At 33.6% G+C, this 18,682-nt stretch carries 16 protein-coding genes; 4 read left to right on the forward strand and 12 right to left on the reverse strand.

All coding sequences use genetic code 11. The features are described from left to right. Positions 1-72: 72 nt before the first annotated feature. From HMPREF2811_RS09085 to cmk, 11 genes are all read right to left on the reverse strand, one after another. Positions 73-795 (reverse strand): DnaD domain-containing protein, encoded by a 723-nt coding sequence (locus tag HMPREF2811_RS09085; protein ID WP_066126402.1) that lies wholly within the window; start codon positions 793-795, stop codon positions 73-75. A gap of 241 nt (positions 796-1,036) precedes the next feature. Next, positions 1,037-2,335: an asparagine--tRNA ligase gene (asnS, locus tag HMPREF2811_RS09090; protein WP_071409058.1), complete on the reverse strand. Its 1,299-nt coding sequence runs from the start codon at positions 2,333-2,335 to the stop codon at positions 1,037-1,039. Positions 2,336-2,350: 15 nt separating this feature from the next. Continuing rightward, complete coding sequence (locus HMPREF2811_RS09095; RefSeq protein ID WP_071409059.1) at positions 2,351-2,827, reverse strand: hypothetical protein; 477 nt, start codon at positions 2,825-2,827, stop codon at positions 2,351-2,353. A 58-nt stretch (positions 2,828-2,885) separates the two neighbouring features. Further along, positions 2,886-5,381 carry an exonuclease domain-containing protein gene (locus tag HMPREF2811_RS09100; RefSeq protein ID WP_071409060.1) on the reverse strand — a complete coding sequence of 832 codons (2,496 nt, stop codon included), beginning with the start codon at positions 5,379-5,381 and terminating at the stop codon, positions 2,886-2,888. An 11-nt stretch (positions 5,382-5,392) separates the two neighbouring features. Then, the gene (locus HMPREF2811_RS09105; protein WP_071409061.1) at positions 5,393-6,610 is read right to left on the reverse strand and encodes a CCA tRNA nucleotidyltransferase; all 1,218 of its coding nucleotides are present in this window, start codon (positions 6,608-6,610) and stop codon (positions 5,393-5,395) included. Continuing rightward, positions 6,611-7,150, reverse strand: coding sequence for a YpiB family protein (locus HMPREF2811_RS09110; protein ID WP_084802106.1), 540 nt, complete (start codon positions 7,148-7,150; stop codon positions 6,611-6,613). Positions 7,151-7,160: 10 nt separating this feature from the next. After that, on the reverse strand, positions 7,161-8,444 hold the full coding sequence (locus HMPREF2811_RS09115; protein ID WP_071409062.1) for a tetratricopeptide repeat protein: 1,284 nt from the start codon (positions 8,442-8,444) through the stop codon (positions 7,161-7,163). Positions 8,445-8,733: 289 nt separating this feature from the next. Next, complete coding sequence (locus tag HMPREF2811_RS09120; RefSeq protein WP_066126414.1) at positions 8,734-9,009, reverse strand: HU family DNA-binding protein; 276 nt, start codon at positions 9,007-9,009, stop codon at positions 8,734-8,736. Positions 9,010-9,123: 114 nt separating this feature from the next. Next, complete coding sequence (der, locus tag HMPREF2811_RS09125) at positions 9,124-10,437, reverse strand: ribosome biogenesis GTPase Der (protein ID WP_071409063.1); 1,314 nt, start codon at positions 10,435-10,437, stop codon at positions 9,124-9,126. Between the two features lie 78 nt (positions 10,438-10,515). Then, entirely contained in the window at positions 10,516-11,784 is a 1,269-nt protein-coding gene (rpsA, locus tag HMPREF2811_RS09130; RefSeq protein ID WP_071409073.1) for a 30S ribosomal protein S1, read from the reverse strand. A gap of 285 nt (positions 11,785-12,069) precedes the next feature. Further along, entirely contained in the window at positions 12,070-12,735 is a 666-nt protein-coding gene (gene cmk, locus HMPREF2811_RS09135; protein ID WP_071409064.1) for a (d)CMP kinase, read from the reverse strand. 193 nt (positions 12,736-12,928) lie between these two features. On the opposite strand from cmk, the gene HMPREF2811_RS09140 reads away from it, so the two are divergent. Together HMPREF2811_RS09140 and HMPREF2811_RS09145 are read left to right on the forward strand one after the other, a co-directional pair. Then, positions 12,929-13,618: an AzlC family ABC transporter permease gene (locus HMPREF2811_RS09140; protein ID WP_210386571.1), complete on the forward strand. Its 690-nt coding sequence runs from the start codon at positions 12,929-12,931 to the stop codon at positions 13,616-13,618. A 5-nt stretch (positions 13,619-13,623) separates the two neighbouring features. Then, the gene (locus HMPREF2811_RS09145) at positions 13,624-13,947 is read left to right on the forward strand and encodes a branched-chain amino acid transporter permease (RefSeq protein ID WP_246829842.1); all 324 of its coding nucleotides are present in this window, start codon (positions 13,624-13,626) and stop codon (positions 13,945-13,947) included. A 159-nt stretch (positions 13,948-14,106) separates the two neighbouring features. Here HMPREF2811_RS09145 and HMPREF2811_RS09150 read toward each other — a convergent pair whose 3' ends face one another. Next, entirely contained in the window at positions 14,107-16,824 is a 2,718-nt protein-coding gene (locus HMPREF2811_RS09150) for an FtsK/SpoIIIE family DNA translocase (RefSeq protein ID WP_071409067.1), read from the reverse strand. 103 nt (positions 16,825-16,927) lie between these two features. On the opposite strand from HMPREF2811_RS09150, the gene HMPREF2811_RS09155 reads away from it, so the two are divergent. Continuing rightward, on the forward strand, positions 16,928-17,203 hold the full coding sequence (locus tag HMPREF2811_RS09155; protein WP_071409068.1) for an acylphosphatase: 276 nt from the start codon (positions 16,928-16,930) through the stop codon (positions 17,201-17,203). Between the two features lie 374 nt (positions 17,204-17,577). Next, entirely contained in the window at positions 17,578-18,546 is a 969-nt protein-coding gene (yidC, locus tag HMPREF2811_RS09160) for a membrane protein insertase YidC (RefSeq protein ID WP_066126098.1), read from the forward strand. Positions 18,547-18,682: the final 136 nt, after the last annotated feature.

Raw genomic sequence — 18,682 nt, forward strand, 5'->3', positions numbered from 1 at the left:
TCATTCGATTTTCTACTTCTGGTCTACTCCCTAAAAAATTCTATTTGGTTAAGTCTTTTAGTTCACTGCTCTTTATTCTGGTTTAAATCGATTCCAGTCAAATTCTGGAACTTTAAAGGGTTCAAATTCTGGGACTTGATTGCCCAAATTAGCTTGACGACTACGTTCTGTTTTGGCTTGATTAAATGATTCAATTTCTCTTTTTGCTTCTTGGACAGTCCGCACATTTTTCTTTTTCCAATCTAGTAATATACGATCAATATATTTTAAACTGATGGCTTGATTTAATACGGCTTGCTGCAATGCCAATATAATGACCTCATCATTAAATTGATCCATTTGTTTCCAATCGGCTATTTGCATTAATTCCAATTGGGTTAAACTACGACCAAACTCACCTTCAAATAATTGAATTAAAGATTTTTGCTCAGATTCATTTAAACCATCTTGTGATTCAGGTTCATCTTTTTTATAAAAACTTTCTAAAAACAAGTAAAGGGGTTCTAATGAAATAATATCCATTTGTTTTCCGTGATGATCCTTAATCATTTCAAATTGAATGTATTCCTTCGTTAATAATTCAGATAGAAATTCATAGGATTCATTTTCACTCCACCCTAAATTTGTTGATACCCGTTGTAAATAAGCTTCGCTTTGCAATTCAACTTGATGATCGATTAAATATAATAATAAAATAAAAGCCTGAGGACTTAAATCTAATTCTTTATAATGGGTGATAATTCCCTTAGGAATCAGTGACACACCTTCTTTAAAAAATTGTTGCAACATCGACATTTTCTTCACTCCATTTTGATAAAATAAGGAGTGAGCTTAAAGAAGAAACAAAATCATGTTCCTTCTTTGGCCCACTCCCCTAAGCTTGACTTGGGTTTGAAATTTCATTATATAACATTGAGTCTGAAGTAAATAGTCAATTACTTATTACTTCATCTGCTCTTTAATGAGTATTCTTTATTGCAGGTGTTTCGTTAATCTGAAATGCACCCTCATCTTGTAAAAGTAAAATTGAAAGAAATTATGGATAAATACGGTTTAATAAGCGTGGGAATGCTGACGTTTCTCTAATATGTTCAATGCCGCTAATCCAAGCAACAGCACGTTCTAAACCAATACCGAATCCAGAATGTGGAACCGAACCATATTTTCTTAAATCTAAATACCAAGCATATGTATCAGAATCTAAACCAAAGTTTTTAATGTTTTCAGCTAAAACATCGTAATCAATCTCACGTTCTGAACCACCAATGATTTCTCCATAACCTTCTGGTGCAATCATATCAGCACATAAAACCGTACGAGGATCCTCAGGATTCACTTTCATGTAAAATGGTTTAATTGATTTTGGATAATTAACAATGAAAATTGGTTGCTCATATTGACTAGCAATAAATGTTTCATGTGGTGAACCAAAATCATCCCCCCAAGTAATATCATCAAAGCCATTTTTATTTAATAATTCAATGGCATCTGTATATGAAATACGAGGATAAGGTGTAATGGTATATTTACGTAATTGCTCAACATCACGGTCCAATGTTTTCAATGCTAATTGACAATTATCAATAACGCTTTGAACTAAATAAGCCACATATTTCTCTTGAACTTCTAAACTTTCTTCATGTTCTACAAAAGCCATTTCTGGTTCCATCATCCAAAACTCAATTAAATGACGGCGTGTTTTTGATTTTTCTGCGCGGAAGGTTGGTCCAAACGAGAAGACTTTACCAAAAGCCATCGCTGCCGCTTCCATATATAATTGTCCACTTTGAGATAGAAAGGCATCGTCATCAAAATATTTAGTATGGAAAAGTTCTGTAGTCCCTTCCGGTGCTGAACCTGTTAAAATAGGCGGGTCAACTTTTACAAAATCATTTTCACTCATAAATTGATACGTCGCACGAATAATTTCATTTCTAATCGTTAAGATGGCATGTTGTTTAGATGAACGTAGCCATAAGTGACGATGGTCCATTAAGAAATCTGTACCATGTTCTTTAGGTGTGATTGGATAATCGTGGCTTTCACCTACTAGTTGAATATCTTTTACTAATAATTCATAGCCTAATGCTGAACGAGTATCTTCCTGAACAACTCCAGTTAAAATAATACTTGATTCTTGGCCTAATGATTTAGCTAATTCAAATACTTCTTCGCTCACGTCTGCCTTAACGACGATTCCTTGGAAATATGATGTACCGTCACGCAATTGTAAAAAGGCGATTTTACCACTACTTCTTTTGTTCGTCACCCAAGCGTTAATATGAACTTCTTGACCAACAAACTGAGCTGCTTGTTTCATTGTTATTGTTTCCATATTGCCTCCTGAAATTTAAATATTTTCGATAGTTTGAATCCAAGTACCATCTTTAGCACTAATAATGTAATAAGTGATAGTACCATTATTATTTTTAATCGTTGCTTCCCAAATTGGCTCTTGATTAATTTGTGCTAATCTCATTTGCACAATTTTATCGGGTTGCATATCATACAAAACGATAGAAGTTGCTTCATCTTCTGTTATAATTTCGTCTTTAGTATAATAGTTGGTTTCGCCACCTTCTTGCGTAATAATTGCGTAATGTTGCTGTCCTTTATCGTCATTAAAATCGACTGCAAAATAAGTTTTATCAGTAGTACTCCAATAAAATTTATTAACATTCTCGACTTTAAAATCATATGATATTAATTTGACTGCTTCATCTTCCGCACGATAAATACTATCTTGTGTACGCATAAAAAGAAGGACTAAACTGACTAAAATCGTTAATAAAACGAAAGTTAAAAATGAAATAAACTTCTTACTCATGCCTCGACCTCCTTTATGGTTTTCAACATTACTATTTTACCAGTTTTTTTAGTTTCTGTCAGTCCATAATTTCAAAATTTATCCAACGTTCAAAATATTCACGAACTTGACTGGAGTAATACTTAGTATAAATGCGTTCATCAAACAAATAAATTTGCGAATCAGGATAAAAGTCATTCAATAATGATAAGGTTTGGCTAAAATCACCTAACATCCTAGCAATTAAGTAATAATCAAATAATTGGTTATTACTCCACCCTTTGAACTGTTTTATTTTTTTACTTAAAGGATGATTTTGACTGGTGAAAGGTAAAGTATGAATAAAAATATCAAATATAAAATCATAAGTGGGTAATTGTTTTAATTCTATTTTATGACGACTGATGATCATGATAGAAAGATCATTATCGTTAAAATTCCGAATCACTTTCCGACCACTGCCGGTGACGCCTTCAGCTAATAATTGATAAGGCTTGAAGGTGCCATCATGACTTAATAAATTATAAGTATACTCAACAGTTGCCCGATTAGGGCTAATAATCATTATCTTTTGTTGACATTGCTCCAAATTATCTTTTAAAAATGCCACTTGAGCTTTGGCAGCTTTTTCTTGAAAATAACTCATCGCTTCGAAATCATTCATTTCTATTTCATTTTCAGCATCAATCAGGTAACCAAAAGGGATTTTAATCAATTTTTTTTGATAATAAATATCAGGTACATTAATTTTTTTTAATGATTCGAATAAGGTGTGATTTCCAAATACATTTTGCTTAGTTTCCAAATAATCCTGATCTAAAATTAGGACTTTATTAAAGGCATTTAATATGGTATTAACACCTAAATCAGATTGAAGATCATTATATTCTAACACTAAATGGAAAAAATTATGATTAAACTGAACCGATTTGATTAAAATATCGCCATTATTTAGAGATACCTTTAGCAGTGAATTAATGCCTTTCAAGATCATCTCAAGATACTGCTTAAAGTCTAAATGAAATTCATTTGATAAAGCACGTAATTGCTCTAATTGTTGTTTAATCGCTGTTAATTGATTAATTAAATACTGATTCATTTCCTGTTCACATACAAAATATCGTTGGACTTGAACTTTTGAAAAACTAGTAAATTCCTTTTTGAATTCATCTAATAAGCTAATTAACAACCCATTGATTTGTTTTAAAGCTGATAGCATTGGTCCAGTTAACGGTTTTAAAATTTCAGGTTGTTCATCCATTTGCATAATCGAGTCATAATAGTTTTGTAATTCAATAAAATGTTGACTGAGAGGTATTTCTAAACGATTGAACGCATAAAGTTGATAGACGAATGCTCCCAAATCATCGATAAATAGTTGATAATGGCCTGTTTTTAAAATTGCTGAATTCAACAATCCTTTTAATTTGTATATTTGTTGATGGCTTACTAATAGATAAGGGGTCTGGGCCAATATCTTTAAATAGCGCTGGTAATAGGCATCATCATGCCGCATAAAATGGGGTGGCACATGCTTCTCGAAAATCTGGTTAATGGCAATATCCGAATTTAATTCGTCTAATAAACCGGATTGTGTCACAAAACTCCATTGATAAACTCCCAATAACTGCAATAATTCATTCTGGTTAAGGTTCAAATGATGTAAATGATCAATTAACCAATTTAAAGCTGCTCGACTTAAAAATTCATTTTTATTTTTCAGCGATAAACAATAAGGTAAATGATGTTGATAATATTCCACATCATTGGTCACAATAACAGTAGGTTCCGTTATTCGATGTACTAAGTGTCGTTTAGTATCGAGTGTCAATGGTCCTTTATTGGCTTTTACAATGACACGTTCATTAAGTTGAAATTGATTTAAAATCCATTTGGCTAATGGGTCTTCCTGCTTCGTCTCAATTTGACTCGCTTGTGAAACGCGTAGGGTGTTATCTAATAAAATAAACTCACTTGGATTTTCAAAAAAGTACTGTTCATTATGTTTTAAAAAACGACTTAAATCCACTAATTTTGCACTAGCATCAACCGGTAGTTGATAGAAAGCTTGAGCTAAATCACTTAATATTCTAGCTGTAACCAATGCGTCCATTTTGGCATCATGTGCATTAGGAAATTCAATCCCTAAATTCTGGGCCAATTCTGTCAAATTAAAACCAGTCGCACTAGGTAACATAATACGCGCAATCCATTCGCTATCTAATGCGTACTTACAATCAAAGGTTAAATGACTCGCTTCAAAATATTTTTCTATAAAAGGCAAATCAAAGGCTACATTATGTGCCACAAAAAGACAATCTTGTAATCGATTTAGCCATAAATTGGCCACCTTGGCAAATGTAGGTGCTTTATCTACCTCTTCTTGTTTAATACCCGTTAAGTTTTGGATATGAGTTGGTATCTCTCGTTCGGGATTAATTAGCATGGAATGTTCGCCAATAATTTGGCCTTTTTCAATAATAATGGCTGCAATTTGAATCATGCGATCCCCTTCAGAAAAACTAGGACCAGTGGTCTCAATATCCACATAGGCAATTTTTTTGATTGTTTCCATGCTCTTCATCCTTACTCTATTCCATAATTTAAAGCAAAAGCTTTTAATGCTTCTTCTTCATTAGGTAATTGTCTCATTACCACTTGGTATTCCATTTCTCCTAATAAAGCTCCTAATTGGGCATTTCCTTTTTCTAAACCTAACCAGCCCATGATGGTCTTTCCATTGGCTACTAAATCTGCTTTTTGATGAATTACTAACTGACTTTTCAGCTCTTTAGCAACAGGTTGATAATCAGGATTTAAGTGCTGTTGTCTGGCTTCGACGGGATTAATTAATGCCATTTTATAATGATAAACTTCCCAAAGGGTTAATGGACCTTGTTGTATTATTTTATCCAGTTCATATAAATCTTTGACATCTTGAATTAAATGATTACTATGTGTCCATTTTCTTAAAAACTTATTAGCTTGCGTGACGGTTAACCCTAAACCTTTGGCGAATAAAAACCAAGCAAAATTTTCTTCAATCATTAGCGACGGTGGTATCTGTTCATTCATGTACTGCAAAGCCTTTTGACAATCCAAACCATCTAATAATGGTAAATGCTGACTAATCTGGGTATCAAATAATAGTAGTGCGTTATCTTTGAAATGACTTCCTTGAAAATATTTACTCAATTCAATTCTAACTCTTTCAACTGCTATTTTAGGTAATAAGTGGGCATATTGTTGAATGGCTTCAAAAGTTAAAGGTTCAATGGTAAAACCTAACTGGCTAGCAAAACGAATAGCGCGGATAATTCTGAGTGCATCTTCTTGAAATCGTTCCGCTGGCACTCCGACCGCCCGAATCAATTGCGCTTGAAGGTCTTCCACACCATGATGATAATCAAATAATTGCCCTTCTGCATCAAAAGCTAAAGCATTGATAGTAAAATCACGCCTTAAAGTATCTTCTCTTAAATCTCGGACAAAATTTACGGTATCAGGATGTCTAAAATCAGAATAATTTCCTTCAGTTCGAAAGGTAGTAATTTCATAAGGAATATGTTTTTCTACTACAATAATCGTGCCGTGTTCTTTTCCCACATCAATTGTATTATAAAAAATCCCTTCAATTTCATTTGGTAAAGCACTACTAGCAATATCAATATCATGGATCGTTTTACCCAGTAATGTATCGCGGACACATCCACCAACAAAATAAGCCTCATAACCATGAGACTCAATTCGCTTTAATATCGGTTGAGCTTCCAGAAACAAAGGATCTGTTAATTCTATTTTCATTTAATCACCCTTTGCTTTCTCGATTAATTGTAAATAATATTCAACCTGCTCGTAATTATGCTTACTTAAACCTTCATCAATTTTTTGACGCCAAATCTTTATTTGAACATCCAGCGTTAATTGTTCTAAAAACACATCCGTATTCTCTTCAAATTGCTCATCTTTTGGTAGATAAGGATTTTCTTCAAAAATATCAAAATCATTTAACACTGCATAAACATTCGGGATATCAATTTCAAGATAAAATTGATCAAGATTAACTTGATAATTTAAGCGAAAATCATGAAAAGCTTGTTCACATAAAGTATATTTTCGAAAATCTTTATAATAAACAAAAGGTTGGTTGCTTTTAGTATGATATGAAATATAAATACCTCTTGGAGTATAATGACTCTGTTCAGTAAACGTAATGTACTGAATACAATTGGGTTCGGTCATTAAAAAATATAAAAATTGATTAACCACCGGATTTTGGTGCTTGAAATGTTGAATAAGCCAGTCTAAGAATTGTCTTTTTCTTTGATTGCGGTTAACCATCATTTTATCCCTCCTACTCAATTATTAACTGTCTTAATTCCGGTATATCATAAAGCGTGTTTTGGTACTGTGTCTTTAAGGGGGCTGCTAATTCTTTTTCATTGAACTTAAGATACAGTTGGGCTAATTCATAAACCAACGTTGGTATATTTAAAGCTAATTCAATGGCATCTAAATAATAAGCTTCAGCCTCAACAAAATTATTGGATAATTCAAAATATTTAGCATAAGCATAACTTAAAGATGCAGGTTCTTCAATCTCTTCAGCCATCATATCAGCAAATGCTTCTAGTGGTGCTGCTTGATTCATTTTAACATAATAATGGGTAATCAGTTGAATATATTGGAATTGCTCACTATTATCTTCTAATAATAAGGTATAATCAATTAACTTTTCGATTAATGAATCGCTTAATAAATCCATTTGTGCTGCTAACAGACTCATTTCACCAATTAATTCATGTCCGATAGGAATATCGCGTTCTAGCCATTCTAAAAGCTTCTTAGCAGCTGTTACGTCTTGTTGGATGACAGCAATTTGTAATTGAAGAAAAATACTATCTAAATTGTCCTTATCCAGTTCAAATGATTGCTTAGCAAATGCAAGTGCTTGTTCATAATCCTCAACAACAAAGGACGCTTTGGCAATTTGCAACCAATCTGTAGCAGTTTCAAATTCGGGTAATTGCTTGTTTGCTATCAAATTGGATAATTGCTCAGGATCAATGAATTCACTGTCTATCATCGTATTAATTAACAATGAACGTGCAGACTTAGCCCATTGACTTTGGGGAAAGTAGTCCAAAATAACATTCAAAAATTCTTTAGCTTTGATAAAATCATTTTCGTTTAAGTAAAACTGAGCTTGGTAATAATACAATGTCGCAGATTGGGGATTTTCCTTTAATAATTGATCGAGCAACATTTTTTGCTGATGTGTATCCCCTCGTTTACCCGCAATATGAGCTTGTAAAAGGCGCATTTTTTCTGTCAATGTAAAATGGGATAGTTTGTCTATCCACTCAGCCGCTTGCTCAATTTGATCTAAATCATAAGCTTGTTGTGCTAATAAAAAGCCAATTTCAATATCCGGTTTTATATTCCACAATTCATTTAATAAAGCGATTTTCAAATCAAGATAACCACTACGTCCAAATAACTGAGCTAATTCAGTCAATTCTAAGTAAGTGTCATTTTCTTCAACTGCTAATTGCAAATAATATTCTAATTCTTGAATTAAGCTATAACCATTCGCAACAGTTTGATATTCTTTAAATAATTCCTGGGCAAGAGACATATTGATTCTCCTTTTTCATTCTCAAAACTCTATTGTATTATATCATGTTTTAAAACAAAATAACATTTTGGCTCTTATAAATCTTAAATTATTTGATAGTGGCCCAATGGACAGGGTTGAAAGACAATCAGCCGAGCGCACATAGCATTGACCCATTAGCATGATGTTGGTCTCTTCAAACCAACAAAGCCAATTCATCATTATCATCGATCATTCTATACAAAAAAAGACAGAAAGGAAAAATTAGTCTTTCCCTTTTCTGTCCATTTTATCTTAATTAAATTTAAAATTATTTAACTGCGTCTTTTAATGCTTTACCAGCTTTGAATCCTGGAACTTTAGAAGCAGCGATTTCAATTTCTTCACCTGTTTGAGGGTTACGACCTTTACGAGCTGCACGTTCACGAACTTCAAAAGTACCAAAGCCGATTAATTGAACTTTTTCACCTGCAGATAATTCTTCTTGAATTGTTTCGAATAACGCTTCTACAGTTGCAGTTACATCTTTCTTAGTTAAGTTTGTTTTAGCTACTACTTTTTCTACTAATTCTGCTTTATTTGCCATTAATAAATTCCTCCTTAATTTTTACTCTTTAAGAGTATTACATCGAAATAAATTTCAACAGTTATTTCTATATCAGAATAGCACATCTTTATGATGAATTCAATAAAAAGGCTACTATTCACGCTCTCTGACAATTAATTTTATTGGTGTTCCTTCAAAATAAAAAGAATCACGCAGTTGATTTTGTAAAAAACGTTCATAACTGAAATGCATCAGTTCTAAGTCATTAACAAAAACAACAAAAGTTGGTGGATTAATGGCTACTTGAGTCATATAATATATCTTCAATCTTCGACCTTTATCAGTCGGAGTTGGATTCATTGCGACAGCATCCATTAATACATCATTGAGAACAGAAGATTGAATACGACGATGACGATTATCATAAATCATTTCTAATAATTCTGGTAATCGATTCAATCGTTGACCTGTTTTGGCACTGACAAATAATATAGGGGCAAATTCTAAATATTGAAATTGTGATCGAATGTCTTTAGTAAATTCTTCAAATAGATTTTCCGATTTATCAACCGCATCCCATTTATTCACTAGAATAACAATTCCTTTGCTTGCTTCATAAGCATAACCGGCAACCTTTTTATCTTGTTCTCTAATACCTGTTACAGCATCAATCACTAAACAGACGATATCACTTCGATCAATCGCAGACAAGGCTCTTAACACACTGTATTTTTCGGTATTTTCATAAACTTTCCCCCGTTTGCGTATACCAGCGGTATCAATCATCATAAATTCCCGACCATTATCAGTTGTAAAATAAGTATCAACCGCTTCTCGCGTTGTCCCTTCCATATCAGAAACAATCACGCGCTGTTCTTTTAAGATGGCATTGACTAAGCTGGATTTCCCCACATTCGGGCGTCCGATAAAACTAAACTTAATCAAGTCTTCATCTTCTTTAATTTGGGCGTCTTCTGGAATATAACTGAAAATCTTATCTAGAACATCACCTAACCCTGTTCCGTGTGCCCCAGATACGGGGAAAGGATCACCTTGTCCAAGTGAGTAAAACTCCCAAACTTGTTGACGTTGTTCTGGATTGTCGGCTTTATTCACTAAAAGGATCACCGGTTTATTAGTTCGATGCAGTAACATTGATAATTCTTCATCAGCATCTGTTACGCCTTCTCTTGCACTTGTTAAAAAGAGAATGACATCTGCTTCATCAATCGCAATTTGTGCTTGATAACGGATTTGATTCATGATAGGTTCATCAATCATCTCAATCCCTCCCGTATCAATTAAACGAAATTCTTTGCCTAACCATTCGCCTTTTGCATAAATTCGATCACGTGTAACGCCAGGATAATCTTCAACAATGGAAATTCGTTCCCCTACTAAACGATTAAATACGGTTGATTTGCCCACATTGGGTCTTCCAACTAAAGCAACTGTAGGAATACTCATCTGTTCACCTCCAAAAAAATTCATAAGAAAAGGCTGCGACTTAGGTCACAGCCTGATTGACTTTATTTAAAGTATCGATTATTCACCTTCTGGTTTGAAACCATCAAGTAAATCTCCAAATACATCACCAATTGTGAAGCCAGTGTCATTAGAATCTGAATATGTTGTTTTTGTATTCGAATTGTTTTGACGACGAGCTTGTCCACTATTTCTTCTTGGACGTTGGTTATTAGAACGTGCAGGTTTTGCTGCTTCGCCTTCAGTAGAAGCTTGTTCTTCTCTTGCTGGTTGAGCTGGTCTTTCTAATAAAGCTTTAATTGATAATGATAATCTTTGATTTTCAGCATCAGTACTTAAAACTTTAACATCAATTTCTTGACCTTCTTCTAATTTATCAGCAGGAGATGCAACGTGCTCATGAGCAATTTGTGAAACGTGAACTAAACCTTCAACTCCAGGGAATACTTCAACGAACGCACCGAAATCAGTTAAACGTTTTACAGTTCCTTTTAAGACAGTTCCTTCACTTGCTTTTTCTTCGATATTATCCCAAGGTCCAGGTAGAGTGTCTTTAATTGATAATGAAATACGTCCTTTTTCTTCATCAACTGATAATACTTTCACTTGAACAGTATCACCAATTGTTAACGCATCACTTGGCTTGTTAATGTGTTGGTGTGAAATACGGCTAATGTGAACTAATCCGTCAACCCCACCTAAATCGATAAAGGCACCAAAGTTTGTTAAGCGCGCAACTTTACCTTCAACAATAGAATCTACTTCTAAATTAGATAAAACTTCTGCACGTTTTGCTTCACGTTCAGCTCTAGCGATTTCTTTATGAGATAAGATTAAACGATTATCCATATCATCGATTTCAACGATCTTGAATTCTAAAGTTTTACCTTTGTATGGAGTGAAGTCTTCTACAAAGTGATCTTCAACCATAGAAGCTGGAACGAATCCACGAACACCAGCATCAACTACTAAACCACCTTTAACAACATCTTTAACAGGTGCTTCAATTGTTTCGCCTTTGTCAGCTTTTTCTTTTAATTCAGCCCAAACTTTTTTAGCTTCAACGCGTTTTTTAGATAATAAGTAGTTACCATTTTCTTTATCTTTAATTGGTTTTAAAACAACTAATTCTACTTCATCACCAATTGAGACGATATCTGATAATTCTTCAAATGAAGATTCTGATAATTCATTACGAGGGATAACACCTTCTAAACCACCAGATTCTTTAATGGCAACACGTACTTGGTTATCATCAAAGGCTAATACATCACCTTTTACAGTATCACCAATCTTAATTTCAATGACGCTATCTAAAGCATCTTCCATAGTTTCTAATACACCAGGAGCTTCTTCCTCTTTAGTATCTTCAACTTTTGCTACTTCAGTTTCTTCAACTTCAGTATTCTCAACTTCTGTACTTTCAACTTCAGTATTTTCTACTTCAGTCATTTCAATTTCTGTCTTTTCAACTTCTGACATCTACCAGTTCCTCCTAAGCAGTTACCTACAATATTGTCGCTCTTTTTAATTATAAAGAGCCTACAATGAACATTTTAACAAATAAATTAGCTTTCGTCTAGTAAGAAAGCGATAAAACTATCAATTTCATACTTATTTTTCAACATTTTGAATGATTTTTTCGACAGTTTCGTCAATCGTCAAGTCACTCGTATCAACTAAAATCGCATCATCCGCTTTTCTTAACGGACTATGTTCTCTGGTTGAGTCATAGCGATCACGTTCAATAATAGCTGCTTCTATTTCAGTTAAGCTTTGTGATGTCAAACCTTTGGCCATATTTTCCTTATAACGTCTTAATGCCCTTACGTGTGGGCTAGCAGTAAAGAAAAACTTGTAAGGTGCATTTGGTAGTACCACTGTACCGATATCACGGCCATCCATAACAACTGAACTAGCTTCGGCCATTCGTTGTTGCAAACTCACTAAGTGTTGGCGTACTTCAGGTATTGCTGCGACTTCGGAAACATTTTCGGTAATTTCGACTGAACGAATTTTTTCAGAGACATCCTCACCTTCAATGAAAAGATGCTGACTCTCCTCAATAATTTTAAATTCCATTTTAATTTGTTTCATTAATGCCACGATTTTATCGACATCATCGAAAGATATTTTTTGTTCAATTAATGCTAAAGTAATGCCGCGATACATTGCACCCGTATCGACATAAGCTATTCCCAATCGTTGAGCTACTTCTTTGGCAATCGTACTTTTACCCGAAGAAGCCGGTCCATCGATGGCAATGGTTAATTTTTTCATTTATTATCACCTCATATACTTTTAGTATTTTACCAATTTCATATCAGTCAAGCAACTTAATTTCAACAACTCACAAAACTTGACTAAAGTAGATGGTTAAAATAAAATTAAGTAATGCTAATACTTTTTTAACTTTTTATTAAAAACTTTTAGATATTATTATAGCTTATTTTTTTAGTAAAGGAGCATGAGAATGAAAGAAGCTTTTAAATTTGCTTTTCCCAAAACCATCCCAATTTTTACAGGCTTTTTATTTTTAGGTATATCCTATGGAATCTTCGCCACCTCTTTAGGTTTTCATCCGCTGTTTCCTATTGTAACCAGTGCTATCGTCTATGCCGGATCAATGGAGTTTGTCACCATGAGTATGTTATTAGGAACCTTTAATCCGATAATGTCCTATTTATTAACGCTCATGGTGAATGCTCGTCATATATTTTATGGATTATCGATGCTGGATAAATTTAAAAATTTAGGTTGGAAGAAATTTTTTATTATTTTTGGCATGTGTGATGAAACTTTTTCGATTAATGTTTCACTTGATATTCCGAAATACTTAGATAAAAGTTGGGTCTATTTTCATGTTACTTGGTTAAATCAAGTGTATTGGGTATTGGGTACAGCTGTAGGTGCTATTTTTGGTAATCATTTACCTTTTGATACTCAAGGGATCGACTTTGTCCTAAATGCGCTTTTTATTGTGTTATTACTCGATCACTGGCTTAAGAAAAAACAACATCATTCCGTATTTATTGGTTTGTTTGCCTCTCTATTAAGTCTTATCGTATTTGGGGCAGAAAATTTTATGATTCCTGCGATGTTAATGATTATACTCATTTTTTCTTTTCAATTTTTTATAACGAAGCCTAACGGTTGGGAGTGATGAAGATGACAATTACACAACAAATTATGACCATTCTAGTGGTAGTTTTAGGTACCATGACCACTCGTTTTATTACGTTTCTTATCTTTCCTGAAAGTAAAGAACCACCTCAATTTGTACGATATTTGGGTGAGATCTTACCTAGTGCTGTTCTAGCTTTATTAGTTATTTATGCTTTTAAAAATTATCAAATACCATTTTCTCAACAAAACTGGTATGGTTTCATTGCAACGTTTGTTGTCATTATTATTCATTTATTCAAACGTAATTTATTATTAAGTATTAGTATTGGAACAATTGTTTATATGGTACTGATTCAAAGTTTTTAAATAAAAAACGAGATTAGCTTGCTCTATGCGTGATGCTCCATATCATCCCTTTCATGATTTAAAGGAATTGACATTTGAGTCTAGCTAAATCTCGTTTTATTTTTATTTAATTGATTTGTATATCTTCGGTCATATTTTCTAAATGGATGCTGGTCAATTCTATAATACTTGACGTGGCTTACTACCATCTTGAGGTGCAACTAAACCTGCCGCTTCCATATCATCCACTAACCGAGCTGCCCGGTTATAACCGATTCTAAATTTACGTTGTAATTGAGAAATACTAATAGTTTCAAGTCCTTCAAGCATAGCGACAGCCTCTTCAAAGTACTCATCTTCACTCACACCAAGTGAACTTTCACTCTCCTCATCAAGATCAATCAGTGAATCTTCGTAATCAGCTTTTTGTTGATCTTTAATAAAATCTGTAATCCGTTCAACTTCTGTATCGGAAATATAAGCACCCTGAACACGAACTGGTTTATTTTTACCCATTGGTTGAAATAGCATATCCCCACGTCCAAGTAATTTTTCTGCCCCATTACTATCTAAAATAGTTCGTGAGTCAGTACCACTTGAAACAGCAAAGGCTAAACGGCTCGGTACATTGGCTTTAATAATCCCCGTAATGACATCCACTGATGGTCTTTGAGTAGCGATAATCATATGAATCCCAGCAGCACGTGCCATTTGCGCCAAGCGTATAATGGCGTTTTCTACTTCATTACTTGCCACCATCATTAAATCTGCTAACTCATCAACAAATACAATAATCTTAGGTAATTTTTCATAAACGGTCTCTCGCTGTTCTTTGTTCCAGTCATCCACTTGTTCATTATAACTATCAATATTTCGCACATTTGACGCTGCAAATAATTCATAACGGCGTTCCATTTCTTGAACCACTTTATTTAAAGCTTGAGCTGCCTTTCGTGGATTAGTGACAACTGGTGTCAATTGATGTGGTAAATCATCATAGAGTGTCAATTCAACTTTTTTCGGATCTATCATTAAAAACTTAACTTCATCCGGTTGAGCTTTCATTAACAAGGATACAATAATAACATTCATCCCCACTGATTTACCCGAACCAGTAGCTCCAGCAATTAATAAGTGAGGCATCTTGCTTAAATCAGCTAAACAGACCGACCCCGAGATGTCACGCCCCAATGGCACTTCCAATAAATTTTTACTCTCGAGTGCGGCATCAATAATTTCCCAAAAGGAAACCGGACTCACTTGAGTATTCGGCACTTCAATCCCAATCAATGATTTGCCTGGAATCGGTGCTTCCATCCGAATATCACGTGCGGCTAATGCCAAGGCAATATCATCAGATAAAGAAACAATTTTACTAACCTTTACTCCGACTGCCGGTTCAATTTCATACTTCGTTACCGATGGGCCTAAATTAGCTTGTACCACTTTGGCTTTTACGCCAAAACTTTCAAAGGTACGTTCTAATTTTTCGATATTTTCATTAATACGTTCGTATTCTTCACTTTGATCAACCGGTGGTATTTTTTTCAATAAGTTTTTACCGGGTAAGGTTAATTTTTTACCTTTCTTAACTTGAGCTGGTTTCTTATTGGCTTTGGGTTCAGCAATCTCAGCCGAATCCAATACTTTTTCAATCTCATCAGTCGTCAAATCTTGAGTACTGGTTGCTTGACTTTGCCAATGTCCAGCCGAACTCATGCGATGACTCGGACGTTCTACAACTTCAACATTCTGTAAGTCCTCAGTTGTTTCCTTAGTAGTTGGTACTTCTTCCTGTTCAAAGAGTTCTTCTTTAGTTACTGTGTCTTGGTAAGTTTCTGATTCATTCTGTGTCGCTTGATTAGAGCTGATAATAATTGGTTTAATTGGATCAGGTTTAGCTGGTTGGTTATGCTCCTTAGGTTGTTTTCTTAAATTATGATTATAATCAAAATAATCTAAATCTAATACCTTTTCTTCACGCACTATACGATTGACAACTGGCTCCTTTTCTAAATCATAAGGTTTAAATTCCCTAGTTCCAGCATCTTGATAAGTTGGTTTGTAAGCTGTCTGATACAAATCGTCTGTTTGATTCGCTACTGGTTTATCTTTAAACAGTCGATTAAATAAAGAAGGTTTCTTATCAGTAACCATTGTGTCAGACATTTTTTCATCTGAATTAAACGGTTCAATCTTATCTGGATCATCTTCTTGTAAAATAGCGACATCCATTGCCTGATCATTGAATACATCTTTAATCTCTTCAAAATTAGGGAATAATTTTTTAAAAATATTGCGGATACCCACAATTGTATTGTAGAAAAATTGTTTCAACATCTCAAAACTGATATTTTCAACTAAACAAAAACCAATAATGAAAAGAATACCAGAAAATAAATAGGTACCCCAACGACCAAATAAATAGCCTAAAGTTGAATAAAAAGCAGCCCCTAAAAATCCGCCTCCTAAATCCGTTCGATTTTGGCTCACAAGAAAATCATTTTGAAATCGTTCATAAGTTAATCGAAAAATAGCTGAAGGTTCGACACTATTAAATAAATTAAAATGTAATACTGTCGTCAGGGATACTAAAATTAAAAAGGCCCCTAAATAGCACCACCATCGAATTTTAGGTAAATGCCCTTTTAAAATTAAATAGGTTGCCCATAAAATAGCACTGATTAAAAATAAGGTATAGGTTTCACCAATTAATAAACGAAAAGTATTCGCAAATAAATTACCGATAAAACCACCATCAAACAATGATAATAAACTAATAAAAAAAATAATTAAGCCTATTATTAAATAGGTAATTTCATATTTTAATTTTAAAGTTGTCTGAGTGCTACTTTTTTGTTTTTTCGAGTTGTTTTGGTTGGTATTTTTTTTAGCCAAAATGCTCACACTCCACTTTCTTAAATTCTCTGCACATTATTATAACACATATTCAGGTTTTTTTGATATGATGAAAATATACAAAATGAAAAGGATGAGGGCTATGCATACATATGAACTTATTTTTAAAGGAACTGTTCAAGGGGTCGGATTTCGTTATCATGTTTATCAGTGCGCAGTTAAATCTCAAGTTAAAGGTTTTGTTGAAAATTTAAATGATGGCACCGTCAAAGCAATCGTTCAAACTACTGAAAATTCGATAGACTACTTTATTGACGAAGTCTTTAGTACCCCTTATCGACTAATTAAAATCGATAAAATTGATATTAATGAGATTACGACAACAGAAACCTACCAAGATTTTTCAATTCGCTACTAACAATCATAACTTATTTAAATCTATTAACTCAACAATTCGGTTTCATACGAAGGAAGTAAAAAACATTCATCAATGCCAGAATTAATAAAGAAGTAAACAAACCGCATTTGCTGTACACTTTTGCTTTAAAAGTAAAGTAGATAGTAAATAAAACCGACCAAATGATGTTTCTGTTTTCTGATCCACAGCCTGCAATAATAAATAGCTTTAACAGCCTTAACTGTTACCGTTTAGACGATTGGGTAGCTATCACATTTTGCTTTACATCATCACTTATTTTTCGATAATTGAGACCGTTCTCTATAAAACAGTTGAAAATTTGTCAATATTTCATTATAGTATATAGGTATGAAATGTTAATGGAGAGTGAATTAATGAAAAAATTAAAAAAACACCTTCCAATGCTATTATTATTATTTGGTATTGTTTTAATAGCGAGTGGATGTGTGCAATATACAGCAGACGGAACCCCAACAGGTTGGGTATATGAATATTTTGGTAAACCTGCAACAGCCTTTTTAAACTTCTTAGCTAATATCTTTGGTGGTAGTTATGGTGTCGCAATTATTATCGTTACCATTATTACCCGATTATTAATGTTACCTTCATCATTAAAGATGACAAAATCTTCAATGATTAGTCAAGCAAGAATGAAATTTGCACAGCCAGAAATTGATGAAATTCGTGCAGAAATCGATGCTACAGACGACCCTACTGAAAAAGCTCGTTTAAATAATGAATTGATGGCTGTTTACAAAAAATATGATATTGATATGTTTGGCGGCTTATCTGGATGTTTACCATTATTAATCCAAATGCCAATTATCTCAGCAGTCTATACCGCTATTCGTTCTTCACAAAAGATTATTGATAGTAAATTCTTAGGTATTCATTTAGGAGAACGTAATTTATTGATTGTCGCGTTAGTAGTGGTATTTGCCTTCTTACAAGGTTGGTTAATGCAACGCGCTACTCCAAAAACGGATAATCCAACTGCCAATTCAACTACTAATTCTATGATGTTAATGAATCCAATTATGTTAGGTTGGATTTCTTATGCATCTAATGCTGGTTTAGGAATTTATTTCTTAACGGGTAGTATTTTTAGTTTCATTCAACAACTTTATTCAAATCATGTTATGAGACCTAAAATTCAAAAAATGCTTGATGATGAAGCTAAAAAATTTGAGAATTCTCCTCGTCAAAAACGCACCAAGGTTAAAAAAGCCAACGAAACAACTGCTGAAGGTTCAAAACGTTTAGTTCCTACTAAACAACCGGTTTTACCTGTAAATGAAAACAATAAACGTCGTAATGCTGGTAAACAAAATCGTCGTAAATAATTAAATAATAATTTTAAAAGTAGGCGGAAGATTGATCAATCGGTTGATTGGTCAATTTCCCGCCTACTCTTTTTTTCCGCTGAATAATCACTAAAAATAAATGAGGGAGTGAACCAGAAGTAGAAAATTGAATGAT

The sequence above is a fragment of the Globicatella sp. HMSC072A10 genome (genome assembly GCF_001811625.1).
Classification (GTDB): domain Bacteria; phylum Bacillota; class Bacilli; order Lactobacillales; family Aerococcaceae; genus Globicatella; species Globicatella sanguinis.

Coding starts and splice junctions, on each gene's coding strand:
- HMPREF2811_RS09085 (WP_066126402.1), bottom strand. CDS start 795: ATGTCGATGTTGCAACAATTTTTTAAAGAAGGTGTGTCACTGATTCCT.
- asnS (WP_071409058.1), bottom strand. CDS start 2,335: ATGGAAACAATAACAATGAAACAAGCAGCTCAGTTTGTTGGTCAAGAA.
- HMPREF2811_RS09095 (WP_071409059.1), bottom strand. CDS start 2,827: ATGAGTAAGAAGTTTATTTCATTTTTAACTTTCGTTTTATTAACGATT.
- HMPREF2811_RS09100 (WP_071409060.1), bottom strand. CDS start 5,381: ATGGAAACAATCAAAAAAATTGCCTATGTGGATATTGAGACCACTGGT.
- HMPREF2811_RS09105 (WP_071409061.1), bottom strand. CDS start 6,610: ATGAAAATAGAATTAACAGATCCTTTGTTTCTGGAAGCTCAACCGATA.
- HMPREF2811_RS09110 (WP_084802106.1), bottom strand. CDS start 7,150: ATGATGGTTAACCGCAATCAAAGAAAAAGACAATTCTTAGACTGGCTT.
- HMPREF2811_RS09115 (WP_071409062.1), bottom strand. CDS start 8,444: ATGTCTCTTGCCCAGGAATTATTTAAAGAATATCAAACTGTTGCGAAT.
- HMPREF2811_RS09120 (WP_066126414.1), bottom strand. CDS start 9,009: ATGGCAAATAAAGCAGAATTAGTAGAAAAAGTAGTAGCTAAAACAAAC.
- der (WP_071409063.1), bottom strand. CDS start 10,437: ATGAGTATTCCTACAGTTGCTTTAGTTGGAAGACCCAATGTGGGCAAA.
- rpsA (WP_071409073.1), bottom strand. CDS start 11,784: ATGGAAGATGCTTTAGATAGCGTCATTGAAATTAAGATTGGTGATACT.
- cmk (WP_071409064.1), bottom strand. CDS start 12,735: ATGAAAAAATTAACCATTGCCATCGATGGACCGGCTTCTTCGGGTAAA.
- HMPREF2811_RS09140 (WP_210386571.1), top strand. CDS start 12,929: ATGAAAGAAGCTTTTAAATTTGCTTTTCCCAAAACCATCCCAATTTTT.
- HMPREF2811_RS09145 (WP_246829842.1), top strand. CDS start 13,624: ATGACAATTACACAACAAATTATGACCATTCTAGTGGTAGTTTTAGGT.
- HMPREF2811_RS09155 (WP_071409068.1), top strand. CDS start 16,928: ATGCATACATATGAACTTATTTTTAAAGGAACTGTTCAAGGGGTCGGA.
- yidC (WP_066126098.1), top strand. CDS start 17,578: ATGAAAAAATTAAAAAAACACCTTCCAATGCTATTATTATTATTTGGT.